Below are 22,389 nucleotides of genomic sequence, written 5' to 3'. Positions count from 1 at the left end.
CCCCGAGGGCGCCCGGGCGGCCACCCGTGCGGGGCGGGTGCCGTGGGGCTTCAGCCTCGGATGATGTCCAGGGCCTCGTCGCGGACCCTGGTCATGGTCGCCTCGTCGCGGGCCTCGGCGTTCAGGCGCAGGAGGGGCTCCGTGTTGGAAGGGCGGACGTTGAACCACCAGTCGGCGGCGGTGACGGTGAGGCCGTCCAGTTCGTCCAGGGTGATGCCCTCGCGGCCCTCGTACGCGGCCCTGATCGCGGTGAGCCGGGCCGCCTGGTCGTCGACCGTGGAGTTGATCTCGCCCGAGCCCACGTAGCGGTCGTACTGGGCGACCAGGTCGGACAGGGTGCCCTGCTGGCCGCCGAGGGCGGCGAGGACGTGCAGGGCGGCCAGCATGCCGGTGTCGGCGTTCCAGAAGTCGCGGAAGTAGTAGTGCGCCGAGTGCTCCCCGCCGAAGATCGCGCCGTGCGTGGCCATCTCGGCCTTGATGAAGGAGTGGCCCACGCGCGTGCGTACCGGTGTGCCGCCGTTCTCCTCGACGACCTCCGGCACCGACCAGGAGGTGATCAGGTTGTGGATGATCGTGCCCTTTCCGCCGTTGCGGGCCAGTTCACGGGCGGCGACCAGGGCGGTGATCGCGGACGGGGGGACCGGTTCGCCCCGCTCGTCGACGACGAAGCAGCGGTCGGCGTCGCCGTCGAAGGCGAGGCCGAGGTCGGCGCCCTCCTCCCGGACCCGCTGCCGCAGATCGACGAGGTTGGCCGGGTCGAGCGGGTTGGCCTCGTGGTTGGGGAAGGTGCCGTCGAGTTCGAAGTACATCGGGACGACGGTCAGCGGCAGGTCCGCCAGCACCGTGGGAACGGTGTGCCCGCCCATGCCGTTGCCCGCGTCGACGACGACCTTCAGGGGGCGGCCGTCGGTCAGGTCGACGAGGGAGCGCAGATGTGCCGCGTAGTCGCCCAGCGTGTCCCGCCGGGTGATCGTTCCCGTCGGGCCGACCGGCTCGGGGGCACCCGTCTCGCTCCATTTCTCCACGAGTTCGCGGATCTCCGCCAGCCCGGTGTCCTGGCCGACCGGGGCGGCACCCGCGCGGCACAGCTTGATGCCGTTGTACCGGGCCGGGTTGTGCGAGGCGGTGAACATCGCGCCGGGCAGGTCCAGCGCGCCCGAGGCGTAGTAGAGCTGGTCCGTGGAGCAGAGGCCGATCTCGGTCACGTCGACGCCGTGGGCCGCGGCCCCGCGGGCGAAGGCGCCCGACAGTCCGGGCGAGGAGGGCCGCATGTCGTGGCCGGTGACGATGGCACTCGCGTCGGTCACCCGGGCGAAGGCCGCGCCGAAGAGTTCGGCCAGGGGCTCGTCCCACTGGTCGGGGACGATCCCACGTACGTCGTACGCCTTCACGATCTGTGACAGATCAGCAGCCACGGCCAACCCTTCCGAAAGTCCTGTGGTCACCACAAACTACCCGCAGCGGACGACACTCCGCTGCGGGCGTTCGTTGTGGTCCGGCGGGTCTCGGTCAGGGCAGCATCCACCCCAGCGCCGTGGTGCTCTGCCCCACCACGATCAGGCACATCAGGAGCAGCAGACCGAGGCTCCAGGGCAGCACCTTGCGCAGCAGGTCTCCCTCCTTGCCCGCCAGCCCGACGGCGGCACAGGCGATGGTGAGGTTCTGCGGCGAGATCATCTTGCCGAGGACACCGCCCGAACTGTTCGCGGCCGCCAGCAGGTCGGGCGACAGCCCGGACTCCCGGGCGGCGGTCACCTGGAGGGCGCCGAAGAGGGCGTTGGCCGAGGTGTCCGACCCGGTGACGGCGACGCCGAACCAGCCCAGCACGGGCGACAGGAAGGCCAGTCCGGCACCGGCCGCGGCCACGAAGTAGCCGATCGTCGCCGCCTGGCCGGAGAGGTTCATGACGTAGGCGAGCGCCAGCACGGAGGTCACCGTGAGGATGGCGAAGCGCAGTTCGTACACGGTCGCCGCCCATTCCCTGACCGCCACGCGCGCGTGCACACCGAGCACGACCGCGGTGGCCACCCCGGCGAGCAGGACGAGGGTGCCGCCGGTCGAGACGAGCGGCCAGGTGAACACGTTGGCGCCGACCGGCTCCCCGTTCGGCGCGGCGACGTCGAGGAAGGGCCAGTCGGTCTTCCGGGTCGCCCCGGCCAGCCAGTCCTTGATCACCGGGATCTGCGCGACGGAGAAGACCACCACGATCAGCGCGTACGGGGCGTACGCCCGCAGGACCTCACCGCGCGGGTCCTCCTCGTCCAGTTCCTCGCTGCGCACGCCGGTCAGTACGGAGGTGCGTACGGCCTCGGAGGCCGGCACGCGCGCATGCGGTACGGCGACCAGGGCGCCCGCGCCCGCCATGGCCGCGGCGATGTCGGCGAGTTGCGCGGAGACGTAGTTGGACGCGACGAACTGGGCGACGGCGAAGGCGACCCCGCACACCACCGCGGGCACCCAGGTGTCCCGCAGTCCGCGCCGCCCGTCCACCAGCCAGACCAGCACCAGCGGCACCACGAGGGCCAGCAGCGGGGTCTGGCGTCCGACGACGGACGCCACCGAGTCCAGCGGCAGCCCGGTGACCTGGGCGAGCGTGACCACCGGGGTTCCCATGGCGCCGAACGCCACCGGCGCGGTGTTGGCGACCAGCGCGACGATCGCGGCACGCACCGGGTCGAAGCCGAGCGCCACGAGCATCACGGCGGAGATCGCGACGGGGGCGCCGAAACCGGCGAGCGCCTCCAGCAGGGCCCCGAAGCAGAAGGCGACGACCAGGGCCTGGATCCGCGGGTCGTCGGAGAGCCGGCCGAAGGAGCGGCGCAGGATGTCGAAGTGCCGGGTGTGGACCGTCATCCGGTACACCCACAGCGCGTTGACGACGATCCACATGATGGGGAAGAGGCCGAAGACGGCTCCCTGGACGGCACTGGAGGCCGCCTGGTCCCATGGCATGCCGTACGCCAGGCAGGCCACCAGGACGGCTCCCAGCAGCCCGATCAGGCCCGCCAGGTGCGCCTTCATGCGGAAGCCGCCGAGCAGGACGAGGACGATCACGAGGGGTAATGCCGCCACGAGGGCGGAGAGACCGAGTGAGCCGGCGACTGGTTCCAGTTCCTGGACGTACACGGACGCGCCTCCTGGATTCCGCGATGCGAAAGAGGTTTCTCGCTATGTGCCGGGAATGGTCGTGTCCCCGACAAGCGCGCGTCAATGGGCGTGCGGCACCTTACTGACGGGACAGGCGGGACCGGAGGGAAGAGAAGGGAAGAGCGCGGAGAAGACCGCGAGGAGGGAGCGGGGAGCGGCGGAGCGCGACCGCGGTCAGTTGTCGGGAGAGCGGAGCACGCGCAGATGACCGCGGCGTGCGACCTCCATCGGGTCCGCACCGCGTCCCGCACCGCCGACCGCTCGCTCCTGGGGGCGGGCCGCTTCGCGCACCGCGTCCGCGAGCGCTTCCAGATCGTCCCCGCTGGGCTGCGCGGGAGCCGAACCGTCGAGCAGGCGGACGACCTCCCAGCCGCGCGGCGCGGTGAGGCGCTCGGAGTGCTCGGCGCACAGGTCGTAGCAGTGGGGTTCGGCGTAGGTGGCGAGCGGGCCGAGGACCGCGGTCGAGTCGGCGTAGACGTACGTCAGCGTCGCGACGGCGGGACGGCCGCAAGCGGTGCGCGAACAGCGACGTACAGGGCTCACGGTGTTGGACGGTACCGCACTCTTGAGCGGGTCGCGAAGACTCCCCACCCGGACGTTCCCTCGTGTCGTGGCCTGAAACACCTCACCCGCCCCCGTGGGCACACGTCGTTGACCTGCCCCGACGCCCGTGTTCGAGGCACCCGCGCCCCTCGCTCCGGTCATCAGTTGGTACAAACACCGTCAAATACCTTGAGATCACCGGCCTGCGAAAGATATCGAATCGAGCTGAACCTTGGCCGGAATGGTCATGTGACGACATGCCGTTCCGGGCGGACCGGCACCGCGCCCCGGCGCCATGCGGGTGTCGCGGGCCCGAGGCCGTGTGGGGGCCGGGCACGTCGGACCGGCGGAGACTACCCTTCACCCTGATGGACACCCCTGTGACTCCCCGTGCCGCCGACCGCGGGCCCCGCCGCCGTGATCGCCACGGCCGGGGCATGCGCGGGCCGATCGCACCGCCCCAGGTGCCGCTCGCCGCCAGCCGCGCGGAGACCTTCGCCGATCTCGTGCAGGACTCCGTGGAGCGGCTGGAGCGGCGTTGGCCTCAGCTGACCGACATCGATTTCCTCGTCCTGGAGGTGCCGCGGCTGGACGGGCCCGGACTTCAGTGGAGCGACGAGGCGGTGCCGCTGGGCGGCACCGTGCCGGGCCGGGAGGGGCACCCCGCGCGGGTCGTGGTCTACCGCCGGCCGGTGGAGATCCGCACCAAGGGACGCGACGAGCGGGCGGCGCTGGTCCACGAGGTCGTCGTGGAGCAGGTCGCCGAACTGCTGGGGCTGACGCCGGAGACCGTCGATCCCCGGTACGGGGAGGACTGAGCGGCGGCTCCGGCATCCGCTCCGCCGAAGGGCCCCTACCTCTGCAGGACCGACAGGTTCTCCTCCGCCTTCGGTACCGCCACCAGGCCCCGGTCGTCGGGAAGGGTCTGGACGGTGAAGGCCGGGAGGCCGTCGTCGGTGACGGAAAAAGTCCGGGACGCGTACACGGGGGTGCCGTCCGACTCGGGTTCGATCGTCAGGGCGTACGTGCCCTTGACGCCGTCCGGGACCGGGGCCTCGATGTGCTGAGTGGTGCCGGCCTTGATCGTGTACGTCTCGGACGCCGGGGTGCCGCCCTCGCTGCCCGCGGACGCGGTGACCTTGATCTTGGCGGTGCCCTCGGGCGCGGTCACGGCGAGGGTGCTGCCCTCGGCCGTGTTGCCGACGCTGGTGGCGCGCAGGCCGACCGGGCGGGCTGCCGGGACGAAGGCCGACTCCTGGTTGTCGCCCTTGCCGCGCAGTACCCGGACCGCCGCCACGACCGGCACCGAGCGGCCCGTCGGGGTGAGGACCAGGGAGCCCGCCTCGCCGCGCGTGACGTCACCGAGGTCGACGGCGGTCGTCATGCCGCCCTTCACATGCACCGTCTCGTTGCCGGCCGGTGTGATCAGCCCGGAGGGCGAGGCGAGCCGCACCTTCAGGTCGGCGTCCACGCCTCCGGGGGTGAAGGCGACCAGGCGCACGGCGGTGGCGTCCTCGGGGATGCCGGGCAGGACCAGGCTGCCCGCGGGGTCGGCCGACGCGGTCAGCCAGTCACCGCCGAGCGTGTTGTCCAGGGCCTGCACGGCCGCGCCGATCCGCCCGCTGCGGACGACGACGTGCACGGTCACATCCGTCTGCTCCTCGTCGGTGAGCGTGGACAGCAGCACCGGCTCGGCGGAGTGCGGCCGGACCGTGATGCCCTCTCCCGCCTCCGTCTCGAGGACGCCGTCCTTGCCGTAGACCTCGATGTCCACGACGGCCGCGGAGTCGTCGGGGTTGGTGAGGTGGACGTAGTCGGTGCGCTCGGTCGCGGTGCTCGCGCCGGGGAACCAGAACTCCGTGTCGGGGGCGGCGCAGTTGACGCCCTGCAGGCCCCGGCCGAGGCCCGCGGCGACCTCGGTCGTCTGCTGCACGGTCCACCCCGGGGCGAGGCGGCCCTCGGCGGTGCCGACGAGCGCCGGCTCCTCGCCTCCGGAGACGTCCGCGACGACCGGTTTACCGGGCTCCTTGGGCTCGAGAACCGGCTTCTCGGCCTTCTCGCCGTCGGCGGCCTTCTCACCGTCGGCGGCCTTCTCACCGTCGGCGGCTTCCTCGCCGTCCTCGGCAGGATCGTCGCCGTCGCCGTCCTTCGCGTCCTCCGCCGCGGACCGGCCTTCGGCGGCCGACCGGAGTGCGGCCCTGCCCTCGCTCTCCGCGCCCTTCGTGACGGGCGTGAAGGACGTGTACGTCGTCTCGGCGAGGTCGGAGGTGCTGGGCGTCGGGCACAGCAGGCTGGTGCGTTCCACGGGCAGGTGCGCGGCAGCGGCCTCGACGCCGTCGTCCGCGGCCGTGGGGTCCGGCGCGGACAGCACCGCGAAGCCGGTGACGGCGGCGAGTGCGGTGGCTCCCGCGATCAGGGACAGGGTGGTGCGGTTCACTGCTGGCTCCCGTCGGAACGCTCACTGCCCGGCTGAGGACGGTGCGGCTGCTCGGGGTCGTACGACGTGTCGTAGCCCTGCGCGTAGGTCTGGTCGTAGCCCTCGTAGCCCTGTCCGTACGTCGCGGGGTCGTACGGCGGCTGCTGCTGGGGCGTGCCGTCGTAGGCGTACGGGTCGTACTGGCCGCCCTGGTACTGGTCCGCGGGGTACGTCCGGCCGTACTCGTCCGTCACGTACTGCTGTTGCTGTTGCTGTTGCTCCTGGTACTGCTCGGCGGGATAGACGCCGTCGTGCTCGGGGGCCGGGTAGCTCGACGCGTCCCACTCGTCGTAGGACCGCTGGTGCGGGACGGCCCCGGGGGCCGGCTCCGGCGGGGTGTCGAACCCGTCGTCCTCCGCGCCCGTGTCCTCACCCGCTTCCCCGTGCGTGCCCGCCTCCTCGGCGGCGGCCTGCGCCTCCGCCTCGGCCTGGGCGCGCAGACGGCGGGCGCGGCGGCCGTCACCGGCGAGCTCCTCGGCGGTGACGGCCGGTTCCTCGGGCAGATCGTCGTCGATGTCGCGGCGCCGGCCGGGCAGGGCGAGGACGACGAGGACGACGGCGAGCAGCCCCTGTGCCCACATCCATGCGGTGTGGGTGATCGGGTCGTCGTAGGTGACGTCCAGTTGTCCGCCGGTGGCGGGCAGTGTGAAGCCCTGGGCCCAGCCGTCGACCGTGGTGGAGGTCAGCGGCTTGCCGTCGAGGGTGGCGGTCCAGCCCTCGGCCGCGGAGTCGGCCAGGCGCAGGACGCGCCCCTCGGAGCCGTTCTGGATCTTCGTGTGGATCTCGACGGGTCCCGCGGCCACGGGCTGCGACTCGCCCTCACTCCCCTTGCCGGGGACGATGCTCGCGCGGGCCACGTCCTGGTCGACGCGCCACAGCGCGCCGCCCGCCTGCTGGCTGAGCCGGGTCAGGCCGGGAGTGGCGTCCAGGACGCGGGTCACGTCGCGGGGCGCGCCCGGGTGGACGAGGACGTAGCGCACCGCGAATCCGTCGAGCTGGTCGGCCTGGTCGGCGCCCGAACCGGCGACGAGGTTGGCGACGACCTTGTCCAGCCCGCTGTTCCCGCTGTCCGAGGCGGCGATCTCGGCGTCGCCCATCCGGGCGCCGGAGCCGCGGACCAGCACGTAGTCGACGCGGGCGGCGGAGTCGCTGGCGAGGACGAGGGTGCGGGCCTGGTCGCGGGTGCCGCTCTCCTCGGCGACGAACGCGGGCACCTGCACGGGGTCGCGGCGCTGCAGCGGTCCGTCGGCGCCGCGGATCACCCAGCCGGCGGCGGCCAGCAGCGGGCCGACCGCGCAGGCGAGGGCGATCAGGGCGGCGACCGGCTGACGCCAGCCGAAGCTCTGCTCGGCGACCCGTGCTCGGGCACCGTCGGCACCGAGGGCGGCGGCGGCCAGCAGGGCGATGCCGTAGACGAGGGTCGCGGGTCCCGCCCAGGCGGAGCCGTTGGACAGGACCGCGAAGACGAGCCCCACCAGGGCGGCCGTCCAGGCGGCGCGGACGGCGAGGGTCCGCTCGGAGCGGAGCAGGGCGGCGAGGGCCGCGAGCACGATGCCGATGAGCACCGCCCCGCCGGCCGCGCCGGGCCCGCCGGGGCTCGCGCCGAGCAGGTCGAGGACGGAGGCGGCGGAGGGGCCGTACTCCAGGCCCGCTTCCTGGAAGAAGCCGAACGGGAGCAGCGACAGCGACCAGGGGGCCAGCACCACCAGCGGCGTGCCGAGCTGGGCGAGGAAGCGGAGCCCGTACGCCGGGAGGTCGGACCTGCGCAGGGCAAGGACGCCGATGCCGAGGATCAGGGCGATGGGCCACACGATCGGGGTGAACGCGGTGGTGACGGTGAGCAGCAGCGCGTACGCCCAGGTCGCGCGCCAACTGCCGCGGACGTCCGAGGGGTTCGTGAGTCCGCTCGCGGCGACGCCCGCGCGGGCGATCAGCGGCAGCAGCACGGCGAGGACGGCGGTGCCGATCCGGCCGCCGGCCAGGGCACCGGCGACGGCGGGCAGGAAGGCGTAGGCGACGGCGGCCCACGCGCGCAGCAACCGGGACTCGACGAGCGGGCGGGAGGCGAAGTACGCGCTGAAGCCGGCCAGGGGCACCGAGCCGACGAGCAGGACCGTTACGGCAACCCCGGGGGAGCCGAGCAGCAGGGTGCCCAGGGCCGCCACGACGGCGAGGTAGGGCGGCGCGGACCCGGTGCCGCCGGCGCCCACCGCGTGCCAGGTGTCGGTGTACCGCGCCCAGAGGTCGGCGGAGTCGGCGGGGACGGGGAGCAGGGCGCCGCCCGCGAGCGCGCCGCCGCCGAGGAGTTCGCGGCAGGCCGCGAGGGAGAGGAACAGCAGGGCCAGGAAGAGCACCGGGCCGGGCTTGCGGGCGATCCGCTTGAGCCGGGCGAACTGCTCGACCTGCAGGAAGTCGGCGTCGTCCCCGCCGGGCCCGGACTCGACAGCGCCGCCGTGCCGTCCGGCGCCGGAGGTGGCTTCGGGGTCGGAGCGGCCGACGAGACTGCTCGCGGCCTGCTCGACGGTCACGCGGACGGTCGCGCCGGGGGGCGGGAACAGCGGCCGCAGTTCGCCCTTGTCGACCTGCGGGCTGCCGCGGTGGCGCCGTCCGGCGAGGATGCGCTCGGGGCGCAGCAGGGTGCCCACGAGACCGCGGATCTCGTCGACGGCCTGTCCGGGGGCCTTGCCGACGAGGTAGGCGAGGGTCCGCAGCAGGGTGCCGAGGACGACCCGCAGCAGCACCCAGGGCAGGGTCGCGGTCCGGGTGTTGACAAGCAGGGTGTAGACGGCACCCGCCTTGTCCACCTTGTGCGGGGAGGCGGCGGTGCGGCCCACGCAGTCGACGGCGCGGCGCTCCCGGGAGGCCGCCTCGGCGTGCCGCACGACCGCGTCGGGGGCTATCAGCACCCGGTACCCCGCCGTGTGGGCGCGCCAGCACAGGTCGACGTCGTCACGCATCAGGGGCAGGTGCCGGTCGAAGCCGCCGAGTTCTTCGAAGACGTCACGGCGGACCAGCATGCCGGCGGTGGACACCGAGAGCACGGACCGGACCTGGTCGTGCTGGCCCTGGTCCTGTTCTCGGCGGTCCAGGCCGGTCCAGCGGCGGCCGGAGTTGGCGATGGAGACGCCGACCTCCAGCAGTTGCCGGCGGTCGTACCAGCCGCGCAGCTTGGGGCCGACGACCGCGACGTCGTCACGGCCGAGCTCGTACTCGTTGTCCACGACGCTCAGCAGCCGGGCCAGCGCGTCGGGTTCGGGGGCGCAGTCGTCGTGCAGCAGCCACAGCCACTGCACCGGCTCGCCGTGCGGGAGGTCGGGCAGGTCGTAGGCGTCGTCGTGCCAGCTGCGCGTGACCGGGTCCCAGCCGCTCGGCCGCTTCAGATAGGGCAGGTCGTCCGGGGTGAGGTGCGGCGCGGCCCGGTCGCACTCCTCGACGGCCTGGCCGAAGCCGGTGCGCCGGGCGAGGTGCAGGACGTGGTCGTCGCCGAGGGCTTCGGTGACCAGTCGGGCGGAGTCGTCACCGCTGCCGGTGTCGGCACCCATGGCGAACTGGACGGGACGTTCCTGGCCGAGTAGCCCGGCGAGCGCGTCGGGCAGCCAGCGGGCTCCGTCGTGGGAGACGAGGACCGCGGTCACCACATGACGCGGGAACTCTGGAGCGGCAGCTACGTCTTGACGGGCTGCCGGGTGACTGTGCACGGACATCGAGGTACGGGCCCCGGTTCGGTGGACTGTGGGGGACGCCCGTGCCCGGTGGGGGCGGCGTGACGTCTCGGACGAGCGCCCACACTATCGGCTGGGCGGCAAGGCGGCCCGCCGCCTGTGGACAACCCACCCGCGACGGGCCGCACTCGACACACGCCTCATATGAACATATAGAGAACATCTGACACATGCACGAGCATGACGTGCATATGAATGTGACGCCCTGGGTGCGGCACACCGGATGTGACACACCGTCCACCGGCGGTGCCCTCAGACCACCGCCTTCTTCAGTCGACGCCGCTCCCGCTCGGACAGGCCGCCCCAGATACCGAAGCGCTCGTCGTTGGCGAGGGCGTATTCGAGGCACTCGGAGCGGACCTCACAGGCAAGACAGACCTTCTTGGCCTCTCGGGTGGAACCGCCCTTCTCGGGAAAGAACGACTCGGGGTCGGTCTGGGCGCACAGCGCGCGCTCCTGCCAGCCGAGTTCCTCGTCCGCGTCATCGACCAGCAGTTGCTGCACCAGCTCCGTCATGTGCGCCCCTCGTCTGTCTTTCGCATCCCCGTGTCGCTGCCGTTACCTGTCCTGGCCAAACGACACGAGTGAAATTACAAGTGTGCTGCTTCGGGCGAGTCAAGCCGAGATCTGCTATTGGCACCCTTATTCACTCTGCGGAACCAAGCCCAAGCCGAAAGTGTTCAAATCGCCATAAACCTTGACACACCGACGACCTCGACAGAGCTTCCCACCCCGCGCGGACCGTCCACCAGGAAGGACGCCCGGTCGATCGACCCCGTTGTCGCACCGGCGCCGCAGCGAGCCGGATCACATTCGGATCACAGGAACGCGACGGCACTTGCGTGCCCGGCCGTGCGCACCTTGTGTCCCCGGAATCACATGAGCAAACCTTTCGCCCCGCAGGTGAACCGGATGGAGTGAACCGTGTCCCACAATCCGGGCGTCGAGTTGACACTGGAGGTGTGAACCGCTGTCCTTGTGGGCATGCTCGCGAATTCGGCACTCGCCTCGACCCGCTCCGCCGGGTCCCTCGGTGCTGCCCGCGCTCGCTGTAGCTGTCACTGTTCCGGTTGTTGAGCCCAACGCGCTCCGACCCTTCGAGTCACCCTCGACTCGAGACTTCTTTCCTCAGCTTTCCTGAGCTCCCACCGGGGCACTCCTCGCCGCCGTCCGCGACCCGGACGCACGCGACAGCACACGCTGTGGTCCCCCGCCTCCCCCCGCTCCCCGACCGCTTCTCCGCCGAGGAACACCGCATCCCATGAACAGCGACAGCGACCTCCAGATCGCCGGCGACATCCTCGAAGTCCCCCACCTGCTGCAGACCCCGCGCGAGCACCCGGCGACCGTCGCCGAGTTCGTCGGGCTGGCCCGTTCCCTCGCCGCCGACCGCTCCTCGTGGGAGCACCTGGTGCGGTACGACGCCACGACGCGCTGGTACCACCGGCTGCGCACGGGGCCGGGCTACGAGGTGTGGCTGCTGTCCTGGGTTCCCGGCCAGGGCAGCGGACCGCACAGCCACGGCCCCTCCTCCGGAGTCATGACCGTCCTGGACGGCACCCTCACCGAACGCACCGAGCGCGGCACGCGCACGCTGACGGCGGGTGCGAGGGGGGTCCCCCCGCTCATGGGGGTCCCCCCTGTTCGAGCGGAGCCGAGAACTCGGGGGAGAAGCCGAGAGTGGGGGAGGGTCTTCCCACCCGGCTATGTGCACGAGGTCGTCAACGACACACTGGAGTCGGCGGTCAGCCTGCACGTGTACTACCCGGGCCTGACCGAGATGCCGGTACGCCCCCTCGCCCCGCACTGCGAGGCACGGCCGGTGTCCGGGACCCTGACCGTCTGACACGGTGCCACGGCCGGCCCGGTGGCTGACACACTGTTTCCCATGCGCATTGTGGTTCTGGCAGGCGGCATCGGCGGTGCCCGTTTCCTACGCGGTCTGAAGCGGGCCGCGCCGGACGCGGACATCACGGTCATCGGCAACACCGGGGACGACATCCACCTCTTCGGGCTGAAGGTCTGCCCGGACCTCGACACGGTGATGTACACGCTCGGCGGCGGCATCGACGAGGAGCGGGGCTGGGGGCGGACCGACGAGAGCTTCCGTCTCAAGGAGGAGCTCGCGGCGTACGGCGTCGGCCCGGGGTGGTTCGGGCTCGGTGACCGGGACTTCGCCACCCACATCGTGCGGACGCAGATGCTCGCCGCCGGATATCCGCTGAGCGCGGTGACCGAGGCGCTCTGCGACCGCTGGCAGCCGGGTGTCCGGCTGATCCCGATGACCGACGACCGCGTCGAGACCCATGTCGCCGTCACCCTGCCCGCCGACGACCCGGCGGGAACCACGGCGGGGGCCGCGGCCCAGACCGCGGGACCCGGCGAGCGCAGGGCGATCCACTTCCAGGAGTACTGGGTACGGCTGCGGGCGTCGGTCCCGGCCGAGGCGGTCGTGCCGGTCGGCGCGGAGCAGGCCAAGCCGGCGCCGGGCGTACTGGAGGCGATCGCCGGGGCGGACGTGATCCTCTTCCCGCCGTCCAACCCGGTCGTCTCCATCGGCACGATCCTCGCCGTCCCCGGCATCCGTGAGGCGATCGCCGACGCGGGCGTGCCGGTGGTCGGCCTGTCGCCGATCGTCGGGAACGCGCCCGTGCGCGGCATGGCCGACAAGGTGCTCGCGGCGGTCGGCGTCGAGTCCACCGCGCCGGCGGTGGCCGAGCACTACGGTTCGGGCCTGCTGGACGGCTGGCTGGTCGACACGGTCGACGCGGCCTGTGTGGAGCGTGTCGAGGAGGCCGGGATCCGGTGCCGGGCGGTGCCGCTGATGATGACCGACGTCGACGCGACCACGCGGATGGCGCGGGAGGCACTGGCACTGGCGGAGGAGGTGCGGTCGGTTTGAGCGACGTGAACGACATGGACCACATGAACGACATACACGACGTGAACGACGTGAACGACACCGTGGACGGCACCCGCGTGCCCGACGACCCGCACGCGGGCGGCGCGGCGTCCGCGGGGTACCGGGTGTGGGCCGTCGCGGGCCTGCCCGAGGTCCGGCGGGGGGACGACCTGGCCAAACTGATCGCGGCCGCGGAGCCGGGGCTGGCCGACGGTGACGTGCTGCTCGTCACCTCCAAGATCGTCTCCAAGGCGGAGGGCCGGATACTGGAGGCCTCCGACCGGGAGGCCGCGATCGACGCGGAGACGGTACGGGTGGTGGCCCGGCGCGGCGCCCTGCGCATCGTGGAGAACCGGCAGGGCCTGGTCATGGCCGCGGCCGGGGTCGACGCGTCCAACACCCCGGCCGGCACGGTGCTGTTGCTGCCCGAGGACCCGGACGGGTCCGCGCGGGCGATCCGCGCGGGCCTGCGCGACGCCCTGGGGGTCACGGTCGGCGTGCTGGTCACCGACACCTTCGGACGCCCCTGGCGCGCGGGTCTGACGGACGTCGCGATCGGCGCCGCGGGCGTTCACGTGCTGGACGACCTGCGCGGCGGCACGGACGCGCACGGCAATCCGCTCGGCGCCACCGTCGTCGCCACCGCCGACGAACTCGCCGCGGCGGGCGACCTGGTCAAGGGCAAGGCCGCCGGCCTGCCGGTGGCCGTCGTCCGCGGGCTGCCCGGCCTGGTCACGGCCGACGACGACCACGGCGACGGCGCACGGGCCCTGGTCCGCGACTCCCGCGACGACATGTTCCGGCTCGGCACGTCGGAGGCGGTCCGGCAGGCGGTGACCCGGCGCCGCACGGTACGGGCCTTCACCGACGAGCCCGTCGACCCGGGATCGGTGCGCCGCGCGGTGGCCGCGGCCGTGACGGCCCCGGCGCCGCACCACACCACACCGTGGCGTTTCGTCCTGCTGGAGTCCCCCGGGTCCCGTGTCCGTCTGCTGGACGCCATGCGGGACGCCTGGATCGCGGACCTGCGCCGGGACGGAAAGACGGAGGAGTCCATCGCCCGGCGCGTCCGCCGCGGCGACGTCCTGCGCAACGCGCCCTGTCTGGTCGTGCCCTGCCTGGTCATGGACGGCTCGCACACCTACGGGGACGCGCGGCGGGACGCCGCCGAGCGGGAGATGTTCGTGGTCGCGACGGGCGCCGGGGTGCAGAACTTCCTGGTCGCCCTGGCCGGTGAGCGGCTGGGCTCGGCCTGGGTGTCGTCGACGATGTTCTGCCGGGACGTGGTCCGCGAGGTCCTGGACCTGCCCGCGGACTGGGACCCGATGGGCGCGGTCGCGGTCGGCCACCCCGCCGAGGACCCCCGGCCACGGCCGGAGCGGGACGCCGGCGCGTTCATCGAGGTGCGGTGAGCCGGACGCGCGGGGCGCCTACCCTCGTAGGAGCCCCACTCCGGTAGGGCTACCCGCGCTCTCCCCTTCTTCATCTTCTTCATCCGTATCTCCCCACTCCCCGGAACCCTCTCTGTGGCAGGACGTTTCGCTCCCCGGCCCGCTCGCACGACCGTGCGAGGCGGACGGACCGCCGTACCCACGAGGGTGCCGCGCCAGGCACCGGTCCCGGCCCTGGTGCGGACCTGGGTGCCGGACGGGCCGCTGGACCTCAGTCTGGTCCTGGCGCCGCTGCGGCGCGGGCCCGGGGACCCGACGTTCCGCGCGCTGCCGGACGGCTCCGTCTGGCGGGCGAGCCTGACGCCCGCCGGGCCGGGGACGCTGCGGGTGACGCGGCACGGCGGCGAGGTGCGGGGCGAGGCCTGGGGTCCCGGCGCCGACTGGCTCCTGGAGCGGCTGCCGGACCTGCTCGGGGCCGCGGACGACCCGGCGGCGTTCGTCCCCCGGCACAAGGTGCTGGCGCTCACCCGGCACCGGCGTCCGGGACTGCGGCTGCTGCGGACCGGGCTGGTGCTGGAGTCGTTGATCCCGTCGGTCCTGGAGCAGAAGGTCACCACGGACGAGGCGTACCGGGCGTGGCGGCTGCTGGTACGGAAGTACGGGGAGCCGGCGCCCGGGCCCGCGCCCGACCGGATGGCGGTGATGCCGTCGCCCCGGACCTGGGCGCTGATCCCCTCCTGGGAGTGGCACCGGGCCGGCGTCGACACCAAGCGGGCGTCCACGGTCCTGCGGGCGGTGCGCGTCGCCGCGCGGCTGGAGGAGGCGGCCGGGATGACTCCGGCGGCGGCGCGGGCACGGCTGGAGCTGGTGTCGGGTATCGGTCCGTGGACGTCCGCGGAGACGGTGCAGCGCAGTCACGGCGCGGCGGACGAGGTGACCGTGGGGGACCTGCACCTGCCGGGCATCGTGGGGTGGGCCCTCGCCGGGGACCGGGACGCGGACGACACGGTGATGCTCGAACTGCTGGAGCCGTACGCCGGGCAGCGGCACCGGGCGGCCCGGCTGATCCTGCTGAGCGGGAGAACGCCGGCCCGGCGGGCTCCGAAGAGGCCGCACTGGGACATCGGACGGCTCTGAGGCCCGAGCCCCCGGCCGCCCGATCCCCCAGCCGTCCGCGCCTTCGACCGCCCGAGCCGTCAACCGCCCGAGCCCTCAGCCGTACCGGTACGTGCCCGGTCTCCGTCCGGCTACTCGTCCGAGGAGAACCGCACCGCCCCCGCCGGGATCCGGGCGTCGCACCACACCCGCGCCCCGTCCCGGAGTTCGTTGCGGGCGCCGATGACCGCGCCGTCGCCTATGACCGTCCCGGTGAGGACCGACCGCTCCCCCACCCGCGCGCGGGTGCCGATCAGCGAGTCGGTGACGACCGCGCCGGGTTCGATGACCGCACCCGGCAGGATCGTGCTGCCGAAGACGCGCGCGCCCTCCGCCACGAACGCGCCCTCGCCCACCACCGTCCCGCCCGCCAGCTTGGCGTCCGGGGCCACCCTCGCCGTCGGCAGGACCAGCCGGTCGCCGCAGCGCCCCGGGACCGCCGGGGACGGGGCACGGCCCAGCACCAGGTCCGCGGAGCCGCGGACGAAGGCGGCCGGGGTGCCGAGGTCCAGCCAGTACGTGGAGTCGACCAAGCCCTGGAGGTGCGCCCCCGCCGACAGCAGGTCCGGGAACGTCTCCCGCTCCACCGACACCGGCCGGCCCGTCGGGATCGTGTCGATGACCGAGCGGCGGAACACGTACGCCCCCGCGTTGATCTGGTCGGTGACGATCTCCTCGGGCGTCTGCGGCTTCTCCAGGAACGCCAGGACCCTGCCCGTGTCGTCCGTGGGGACCAGTCCGTACGCCCGCGGGTCGGTCACCTTCGTCAGGTGCAGCGAGACGTCCGCGCCCGTCGTCTCGTGGGTGCGCACCAGCGCCCGGATGTCCAGGCCCGTGAGGATGTCGCCGTTGAAGATCAGCACCGGTTCGTCCGGGCCGGAGTGCAGCCGGGAGGCGACGTTGCGGATCGCGCCGCCCGTGCCGAGCGGCTCCGCCTCCGTCACGTACTCGATGTGGAGCCCCAGCGACGACCCGTCGCCGAAGTACGGTTCGAAGACCTCGGCCAGATAGGACGTGGCCAGGACGATGTGCTCGACGCCCGCCGCTCTCGCTCTCGCCAGCTGGTGCGTGAGGAAGGGCACCCCGGCGGCCCGGACCATGGGCTTCGGTGTGTGCACCGTGAGCGGGCGCAACCGCGTGCCCTTGCCGCCGACCAGGAGGATCGCTTCTGTCACCTGTCGTCTCTGCTTCCTGCCGGGACCGGCCGAACTGTCTTTCGGCCGGCCAGTTTATGCAGACCGTTCCACAGCGCTTTCGACGGTGTGTCCCCGGCAGGGGGAACCGGCCCGGCAGCTCCGCGCGGTTCAGCGGCCCTGGTAACCGGCCGCCGTGGAGCGGGCGGTGCCGAGCTGGTCGTAGAGCTTCCCCCCTGGGCACACGGTGTTGAACCCGTCCCGGTGACCGGAGATCACGTTCAGTCGTACCCTCGTGCCTTTTGTGTAGAGATTGCCACCCTCGGACGTCAGATATGTCTCCGCGCCCGGATCCACGCCGTACAGCCCGAGCTTCCACGCGGCGAGCCGGGCGACGCCCTTCACCGCCGCGTCCGACGGATCCGTGGAACTGTACGTGCCGAGAACCGCCACCCCCATGCTGTGGGAGTTGAACCCCAGGGTGTGGGCGCCCAGGACCGGCTCCGCCACTCCCCCGGCGCGGCCCTCGTAGACCTTCCCGCACTTGTCGACGAGGAAGTTGTAGCCGAGGTCCCGCCAGCCCATGCTCTCCGTGTGGTAGCGGTAGATACCGCGGATGAGTGAAGGCACCTCCTCGCACGTGTAGTCGTTGCCGGAGGCGGTGTGGTGCACGAAGGCCGCACCGACCTCGTCCGTGTAGACGAACCCCTTCTCCCGCAGGCTCTCGTCCGCCCCCCAGTCGGCCCGCGTGACGATGTCGGGGCGCGGGGCGGTGTACGGATTCGCCCGCTGCCGCGTGACCGCGCCCTTCCGCCGCACGCCCGTGCCGTCCGCCGGGCCGTCCGCGGTGCCGGCCGCGGACGCGCTGCCCTCACCGGGGTCGATGAGTTCGAGGCGCATCCCGGACGGCAGCGGCAGCACGGTGCTCTCGGGACCCTCGGCAGCCGTACCGGTGTGCCCCGGACCTCCGGACTCCGCCAGGACCCTGATCTCCACGCCGTCCGAGTCGCCCACCCACAGCGGTGCGGTGGCGCCGCGGACCCGGCCCGAGGCGCGTTCCCCGGTGCCGGAGGTGCCGGGGTCGGCCGCGTGGTCGGCGTTGCGGGCCTCGACGTCCCGCCAGTCGGACCAGGAGCCGGTGCGGGCCCCGCGGGTGCGGACCTGGACCTGGCCGTGGAGTTCGGCGGCGGGGTCGTCCCAGACGACGCCGAGGAGGGAGAAGTTCCGTACGGACCGGGGGGTCAGGCCGAACGTTGCAGCGCCGGAGGCACGGTCGGGATCGAGGGGTTGCAGGGGCAGCGACTCGGTGCTGCCCGTGGTACCGGACTCGGCCGTCACCGCCGCACGGGGGACCGCCCGGGCCGGCTGCCCCGGTCCCGCGCTCGCCGCGACGGCGGACGGCGCGAGGGGGAGCACGAGAGCGGTCGCGCAGGTGACACCGATGACGGAAGCAGGAATTCTACGCATGCCCCCGATCCTGGACATAGTCATACAAATCTGTCCATCGGGGAATTGACGGGCTGTCGGGGCCCGTGCCACCGAACCGGTGTCCCCACCGCCCGGTGCGCACAGCCGCGTCCGCGTACGCTTGCGCGGATGAACGCCACCGACCGCACCCCCGCCGACCTGCTGGGTTCCGCGCTCGCCGCGGACCCGGGCCGCCCCCTGGTGACCTTCTACGACGACGCCACGGGCGAACGCGTCGAATTGTCCGTGGCCACCTTCGCCAACTGGGTGGCCAAGACCGCGAACCTGCTCCAGGACGAACTGTCCGCCGAGCCGGGCGACCGCGTGTCGCTTCTGCTGCCCGCGCACTGGCAGACGGCCGTGTGGCTGCTGGCGTGCGCGTCGGTGGGCGCGGTCGCGGACGTGTCCGGCGACCCGGCGGCGGCCGACGTCGTGGTGAGCGGGCCGGACTCGCTGGAGGCCGCGCGGGCCTGCTCGGGCGCGCGGATCGCGCTGGCGCTCAGACCGCTCGGGGGACGCTTCCCGCAGCCCCCGGAGGGCTTCGCCGACTACGCCGTGGAGGTGCCCGGGCAGGGCGACCGGTTCGCGCCGTACGCGCCGGTCGACCCCGAGGCTCCGGCGCTGATCGTGGCAGGCCGGGAGTTCACCGGGGCCGAGGTGGTGGAACGGGCCCGCGCGGAGGCGACGGACCTCGGGCTGACCGGACCGGGCTCGCGCATCCTGTCGGGTCTGCCGTACGACACCTGGGAGGGCCTGCACGCGGGCCTGTACGGGCCGTTGGCGACCGGCGGTTCGGTGGTGCTGTGCCGCAACCTGGACCGGCTCGGGGACGAGGCCCTGGACAAGCGCGTCGAGAGCGAACGGGTCGCGGTCATCTCCCGCTAGAGCCCCTCCGGCGGCTTCGCCACGGCCCGGCCCGGTCCCGCCCGGCGCGGACGGACTCGTCCGAACCGGGCCCGCCGGGCCGTACCCCGTTCGCCGCGCCCCATCCCCCGTACGGCTCAGCAGTGCCCGCCTCCGTCCCGCATCCGGGTCATCGTCGTAGCAGCGGCACGCACGGCACGTACGGCCTCCACCGCACGCCGTACGCAGTGAGGGGGTGGACCGGTCATGAGCGACACCGCAGGCACGTCCCCCGCGGGCGCGGGGGGCGGGCGCACCCTCGGGCCGGGGGCGGGAGCCTCGGCGAGCGGGACGGGGCAGGCGCGGCGCAGGCGGCGACGGTGGGTGCGGGGCACCGGGCTCGGTCTCGCCGTGCTGCTCGTCCTGGCCGCCGGGGCCGGGTGGGCGGTGTACGTGAAGCTCGACGGCAACATCACGCCGGACGAGGCGGCCGCGGCCGAACTCGCGCGGTTCGAGGAGGAACGGCCCACCCCGCTGGTCAAGGAGGCCCGGAACCTCCTGCTGATCGGCTCGGACTCGCGCTCCGGGGGCGACAACCGCCGCTACGGCCGGGACTCGGGGACGGAGCGGTCCGACACCGCGATCCTGCTGCATCTGTCGGCGGGCCGGCGCAGCGCCACCGCCGTGTCCCTGCCCCGTGACCTGATGGTGGCCGTGCCGGGCTGCCCGCGCGAGGACGGCACCCGCGCCGGGCCCGTGTTCACGATGTTCAACCAGGCCTTCCAGCGGGGCGGTTCGGCCTGCGCCATCCGCACCGTCGAGAAACTCACCGGCATTCGCGTGGACCATCACATCGTCGTGGACTTCCACGGCTTCAAGGAGATGGTCGAGGCGGTCGACGGCGTCGAGGTGTGCCTGCGCGAACCCATCGACGACAAGGCGGCGAAACTGAGACTGCCCGCGGGCCGGGTGACGCTGAACGGGGAACAGGCCCTCGGTTATGTCCGCGCCCGCAAGTCGCTCGGTGACGGTAGCGACACACACCGTATGGAACGCCAGCAGCGGTTTCTCGGGGCGCTCGTCAACAAGGTGCAGGGGAATGACGTTCTGCTGAATCCGGTGAAGCTGTACCCCGTTCTGGACGCGGCCACTTCGGCACTGACGACCGACCCGGAACTGGCCAGTCTGCGCGGTTTGTACGAACTCGTCCGCGGGCTGCGCGAGATCCCGACGGAACGTGTGCAATTCCTCACCGTCCCACGGGAGCCGTATGCCGCCGACGCCAATCGGGACCAACTCTCCCAGCCCGAGGCGGAGGCGCTGTTCGAGCGGCTGCGCAGGGACGCTTCGGTGACGGTCGCACAGGGCCCCGGCACCGGAACCGAATCCGGCGCACCGTCCGGGAATTCGGACGACGACGGCACGGACGGTGACGGAAAGGTCACTCAGGGGGAATCCGCGGAGTCGTCCGGACCCCCTTCCCCCACGCCCACATTCTCCGGAAACACGGCGGCCGAGGACGGTTGCGCGTAAAGCCGGCGCACAGTCGACTCCAAGATTGTGAAGTCATGTCAAGGGATATGCGCGAATTGCCCAGTTGTAGGGACATGGAATGTGCCACCGGCGTCGCCGGAAGTCATTCGGTGCCGTTAGTGTGAGCGCTCCGGTGCGCGCGCACCCGAGGTTCGTCCTGCAGTCGCGCACTGCGTGACCGACCGGGCGCCCAGGAGGGGAAGGGCGCCGCGTGGCACCGACGGAGGACTCAAACGACCGTGGACGCGCAAGGCCGTGAGCGGGGCAACGACATGGACCCCGCAGACCAGTGGGTGCTCAACCCGGACACCGGTGATTACGAACTGCGGTTGAACGATTCCGCACCGCAACCCTCGATCCCCTCTCCCCGTAGACCGCGCCCCGCCGGCGTGGGCGGCGGCAAGGGCGCGGGCGCACCGCGTGGCCGCGGCGACGCTCCCGGGCGCGCGGCCGCTCCCGGACGCGCGCCGGAACGGCCTCCCGGCCGCAGGGCGGCCGAACGCGGGGCGACCGAACCCGAGGCGGCTGAAAGTGAGGCCCCGCCGCCGCGCAGGCGCCGGGGCGCGCCGGAGGAGCCGCCGCCGGGCCGGCGCGGACGCCGCCCGGTGAAGAAGAAGTCGAAGGCGAAGAAGGTCCTGCTCTGGACGGGCGGGGTGATGGCGTTCGTGGTGCTCGCCACCGGCGTGGGCGGCTACCTGTACCTGGAGCACCTCAACGACAACATCGACGCCATCCCCGACGACGGCGCGAGCACCGGTGGCTTCCAGAAGGACAAGGCCATCAACATCCTGCTGATCGGCACCGACAAGCGCACCGGCGCGGGCAACGAGGGATACGGCGACAAGGGCAGCGCCGGACACGCCGACACCACGCTGCTGCTGCACGTCTCCCAGGACCGCACCAACGCCACCGCGCTCAGCATCCCGCGCGACCTCATCGTCGACATCCCCGACTGCCCCACCACGCTGGAGGACGGGACCCAGAAAGTCATCCCGGGCTCCTCCGGTGCCCGTTTCAACACCAGCCTCGGCCAGAACGACCGCACGCCCAGCTGCACCATGCGGACCGTCACCGAACTGACCGGGATCACGCCGGACAACTTCATGGTGGCCGACTTCAACGCGGTCAAGACCCTCACCACTGCGGTCGAAGGTGTGGAGGTCTGCGTGGCGAAGGACATTGACGACCCGGACTCCCACCTGAAGCTGGACAAGGGCACACACACCATCGAGGGTGAGGAGGCGCTGGCGTACGTGCGCACCCGGCACTCCGTCGGCACCGGCGGCGACCTGAGCCGGATCGGGCTGCAACAGCAGTTCCTCAGCGCGCTGATGAGGAAGCTGAAGTCCAACGACACCCTCACCAGCCCCTCGAAGATGCTCAAGCTGGCGGAGGCGGGCACCGAGGCGCTCACCGTCGACGCCCAGCTGGACAACATCAACAAGCTGAAGGACCTCGGTCTGGAGCTGGGCAAGCTCAACATCAAGAATCTGACCTTCACCACGGTGCCGGTGGTCGACAACCCCGCGGAAGCGGTGAAGGCGACCGTCGTCCTGGACCAGGCCAAGGCGCCGCAGGTGTTTGCGGCGATCGCGAACGACGTGTCGTTCACCGAGGTCAAGCAGCAGAAGAAGAAGGAGAAGGCCGCCGTCGCCGCCCGCCTCGAGGGCCCCAAGGCGGAGGCCTCCGAGGTCCGGGTACAGGTCTTCAACGGAGGCGCCCCGTCGGGCAGCGCCCAGGACACCCTCACCTGGCTCCAGCTCAAGGAGGGGGTCGGCAAGTCGGAGAACGCCGGCAACGCCCCGAAGACGCTGAAGAAGACCACCCTCGAGTACGCACCCGACCAGGCCGACCAGGCCCGCCGCCTCGCCGACATCCTCGGCCTGTCCGGATCCGGGATGAAACCCGGCGAGAGCGCCACCAACTCCCAGGGCCTGCCCACGATGACGCTGACCCTCGGCGAGGACTTCAAGGGTGCGGGCGTCTCCCTGACGCCTCCTTCCAAGGCACCGGACGACATTGCGAAGTCCACGGCGGACAAGGTCGAGTGCGCCAAGTGACCTGCCGGGCAGGGCAC

The 22,389-nt window shown here is 72.5% G+C and carries 16 protein-coding genes; 8 read left to right on the top strand and 8 right to left on the bottom strand.

The genetic code is table 11. The features are described from left to right. Positions 1–50: 50 nt before the first annotated feature. From ACTWJ9_RS20030 to ACTWJ9_RS20020, 3 genes are all read right to left on the bottom strand, one after another. Entirely contained in the window at positions 51–1,415 is a 1,365-nt protein-coding gene (locus tag ACTWJ9_RS20030; RefSeq protein ID WP_443294532.1) for a phosphomannomutase/phosphoglucomutase, read from the bottom strand. A 94-nt stretch (positions 1,416–1,509) separates the two neighbouring features. Then, positions 1,510–3,126, bottom strand: coding sequence for an L-lactate permease (locus ACTWJ9_RS20025; protein WP_443294531.1), 1,617 nt, complete (start codon positions 3,124–3,126; stop codon positions 1,510–1,512). A gap of 195 nt (positions 3,127–3,321) precedes the next feature. Then, the gene (locus tag ACTWJ9_RS20020; RefSeq protein WP_279335616.1) at positions 3,322–3,738 is read right to left on the bottom strand and encodes a DUF3499 domain-containing protein; all 417 of its coding nucleotides are present in this window, start codon (positions 3,736–3,738) and stop codon (positions 3,322–3,324) included. A 320-nt stretch (positions 3,739–4,058) separates the two neighbouring features. Here ACTWJ9_RS20020 and ACTWJ9_RS20015 point away from each other — a divergent pair, with 320 nt between their 5' ends. Continuing rightward, positions 4,059–4,508, top strand: coding sequence for a metallopeptidase family protein (locus tag ACTWJ9_RS20015; protein ID WP_279335615.1), 450 nt, complete (start codon positions 4,059–4,061; stop codon positions 4,506–4,508). A gap of 35 nt (positions 4,509–4,543) precedes the next feature. On the opposite strand, the gene ACTWJ9_RS20010 is transcribed toward ACTWJ9_RS20015, so the two are convergent. The 3 genes from ACTWJ9_RS20010 to ACTWJ9_RS20000 form a co-directional block, all read right to left on the bottom strand. Continuing rightward, positions 4,544–6,127 carry a DUF5719 family protein gene (locus ACTWJ9_RS20010; protein WP_279335614.1) on the bottom strand — a complete coding sequence of 528 codons (1,584 nt, stop codon included), beginning with the start codon at positions 6,125–6,127 and terminating at the stop codon, positions 4,544–4,546. Then, positions 6,124–9,870: a glycosyltransferase gene (locus ACTWJ9_RS20005; RefSeq protein ID WP_443294530.1), complete on the bottom strand. Its 3,747-nt coding sequence runs from the start codon at positions 9,868–9,870 to the stop codon at positions 6,124–6,126. The genes ACTWJ9_RS20010 and ACTWJ9_RS20005 overlap by 4 nt, the downstream gene beginning before the upstream one ends. A gap of 270 nt (positions 9,871–10,140) precedes the next feature. Beyond that, complete coding sequence (locus tag ACTWJ9_RS20000; RefSeq protein WP_109380992.1) at positions 10,141–10,404, bottom strand: WhiB family transcriptional regulator; 264 nt, start codon at positions 10,402–10,404, stop codon at positions 10,141–10,143. A gap of 745 nt (positions 10,405–11,149) precedes the next feature. Between ACTWJ9_RS20000 and ACTWJ9_RS19995 the strand changes: the two genes are divergently transcribed. The 4 genes from ACTWJ9_RS19995 (at position 11,150) to ACTWJ9_RS19980 (ending at position 15,318) form a co-directional block, all read left to right on the top strand. Then, entirely contained in the window at positions 11,150–11,734 is a 585-nt protein-coding gene (locus ACTWJ9_RS19995) for a cysteine dioxygenase (protein ID WP_443294529.1), read from the top strand. A 42-nt stretch (positions 11,735–11,776) separates the two neighbouring features. Continuing rightward, on the top strand, positions 11,777–12,790 hold the full coding sequence (cofD, locus tag ACTWJ9_RS19990) for a 2-phospho-L-lactate transferase (protein WP_443294528.1): 1,014 nt from the start codon (positions 11,777–11,779) through the stop codon (positions 12,788–12,790). Further along, positions 12,787–14,202: a coenzyme F420-0:L-glutamate ligase gene (locus tag ACTWJ9_RS19985; RefSeq protein ID WP_443294527.1), complete on the top strand. Its 1,416-nt coding sequence runs from the start codon at positions 12,787–12,789 to the stop codon at positions 14,200–14,202. Before cofD ends, ACTWJ9_RS19985 begins: the two co-directional genes overlap by 4 nt. Positions 14,203–14,316: 114 nt before the next feature. Continuing rightward, positions 14,317–15,318 carry a DNA-3-methyladenine glycosylase family protein gene (locus tag ACTWJ9_RS19980; RefSeq protein WP_443294526.1) on the top strand — a complete coding sequence of 334 codons (1,002 nt, stop codon included), beginning with the start codon at positions 14,317–14,319 and terminating at the stop codon, positions 15,316–15,318. 110 nt (positions 15,319–15,428) lie between these two features. Here the strand turns inward: ACTWJ9_RS19980 and ACTWJ9_RS19975 are convergent, their stop codons facing one another. Next, positions 15,429–16,511 carry an NDP-sugar synthase gene (locus tag ACTWJ9_RS19975; protein WP_279335608.1) on the bottom strand — a complete coding sequence of 361 codons (1,083 nt, stop codon included), beginning with the start codon at positions 16,509–16,511 and terminating at the stop codon, positions 15,429–15,431. Positions 16,512–16,640: 129 nt separating this feature from the next. Next, positions 16,641–17,936, bottom strand: a complete 1,296-nt coding sequence (locus ACTWJ9_RS19970; RefSeq protein WP_443294525.1) for a peptidoglycan recognition protein family protein — start codon at positions 17,934–17,936, stop codon at positions 16,641–16,643. Between the two features lie 129 nt (positions 17,937–18,065). Here ACTWJ9_RS19970 and ACTWJ9_RS19965 point away from each other — a divergent pair, with 129 nt between their 5' ends. From ACTWJ9_RS19965 to ACTWJ9_RS19955, 3 genes are all read left to right on the top strand, one after another. Continuing rightward, positions 18,066–18,821 carry a TIGR03089 family protein gene (locus ACTWJ9_RS19965; RefSeq protein WP_279335606.1) on the top strand — a complete coding sequence of 252 codons (756 nt, stop codon included), beginning with the start codon at positions 18,066–18,068 and terminating at the stop codon, positions 18,819–18,821. A gap of 225 nt (positions 18,822–19,046) precedes the next feature. Beyond that, positions 19,047–20,312 (top strand): LCP family protein, encoded by a 1,266-nt coding sequence (locus ACTWJ9_RS19960; RefSeq protein WP_443294524.1) that lies wholly within the window; start codon positions 19,047–19,049, stop codon positions 20,310–20,312. Positions 20,313–20,551: 239 nt separating this feature from the next. Continuing rightward, positions 20,552–22,372: an LCP family protein gene (locus ACTWJ9_RS19955; RefSeq protein WP_443294523.1), complete on the top strand. Its 1,821-nt coding sequence runs from the start codon at positions 20,552–20,554 to the stop codon at positions 22,370–22,372. The last annotated feature ends 17 nt before the right edge of the window (positions 22,373–22,389 follow it).

Origin of the sequence: Streptomyces sp. GDS52 (assembly GCF_052246875.1) — a bacterium.
In the GTDB taxonomy this organism is placed as follows: domain Bacteria; phylum Actinomycetota; class Actinomycetes; order Streptomycetales; family Streptomycetaceae; genus Streptomyces; species Streptomyces cathayae.
Note: the sequence above shows the minus strand (reverse complement) of the source record. Positions and strands in the feature narration are given on the sequence as shown.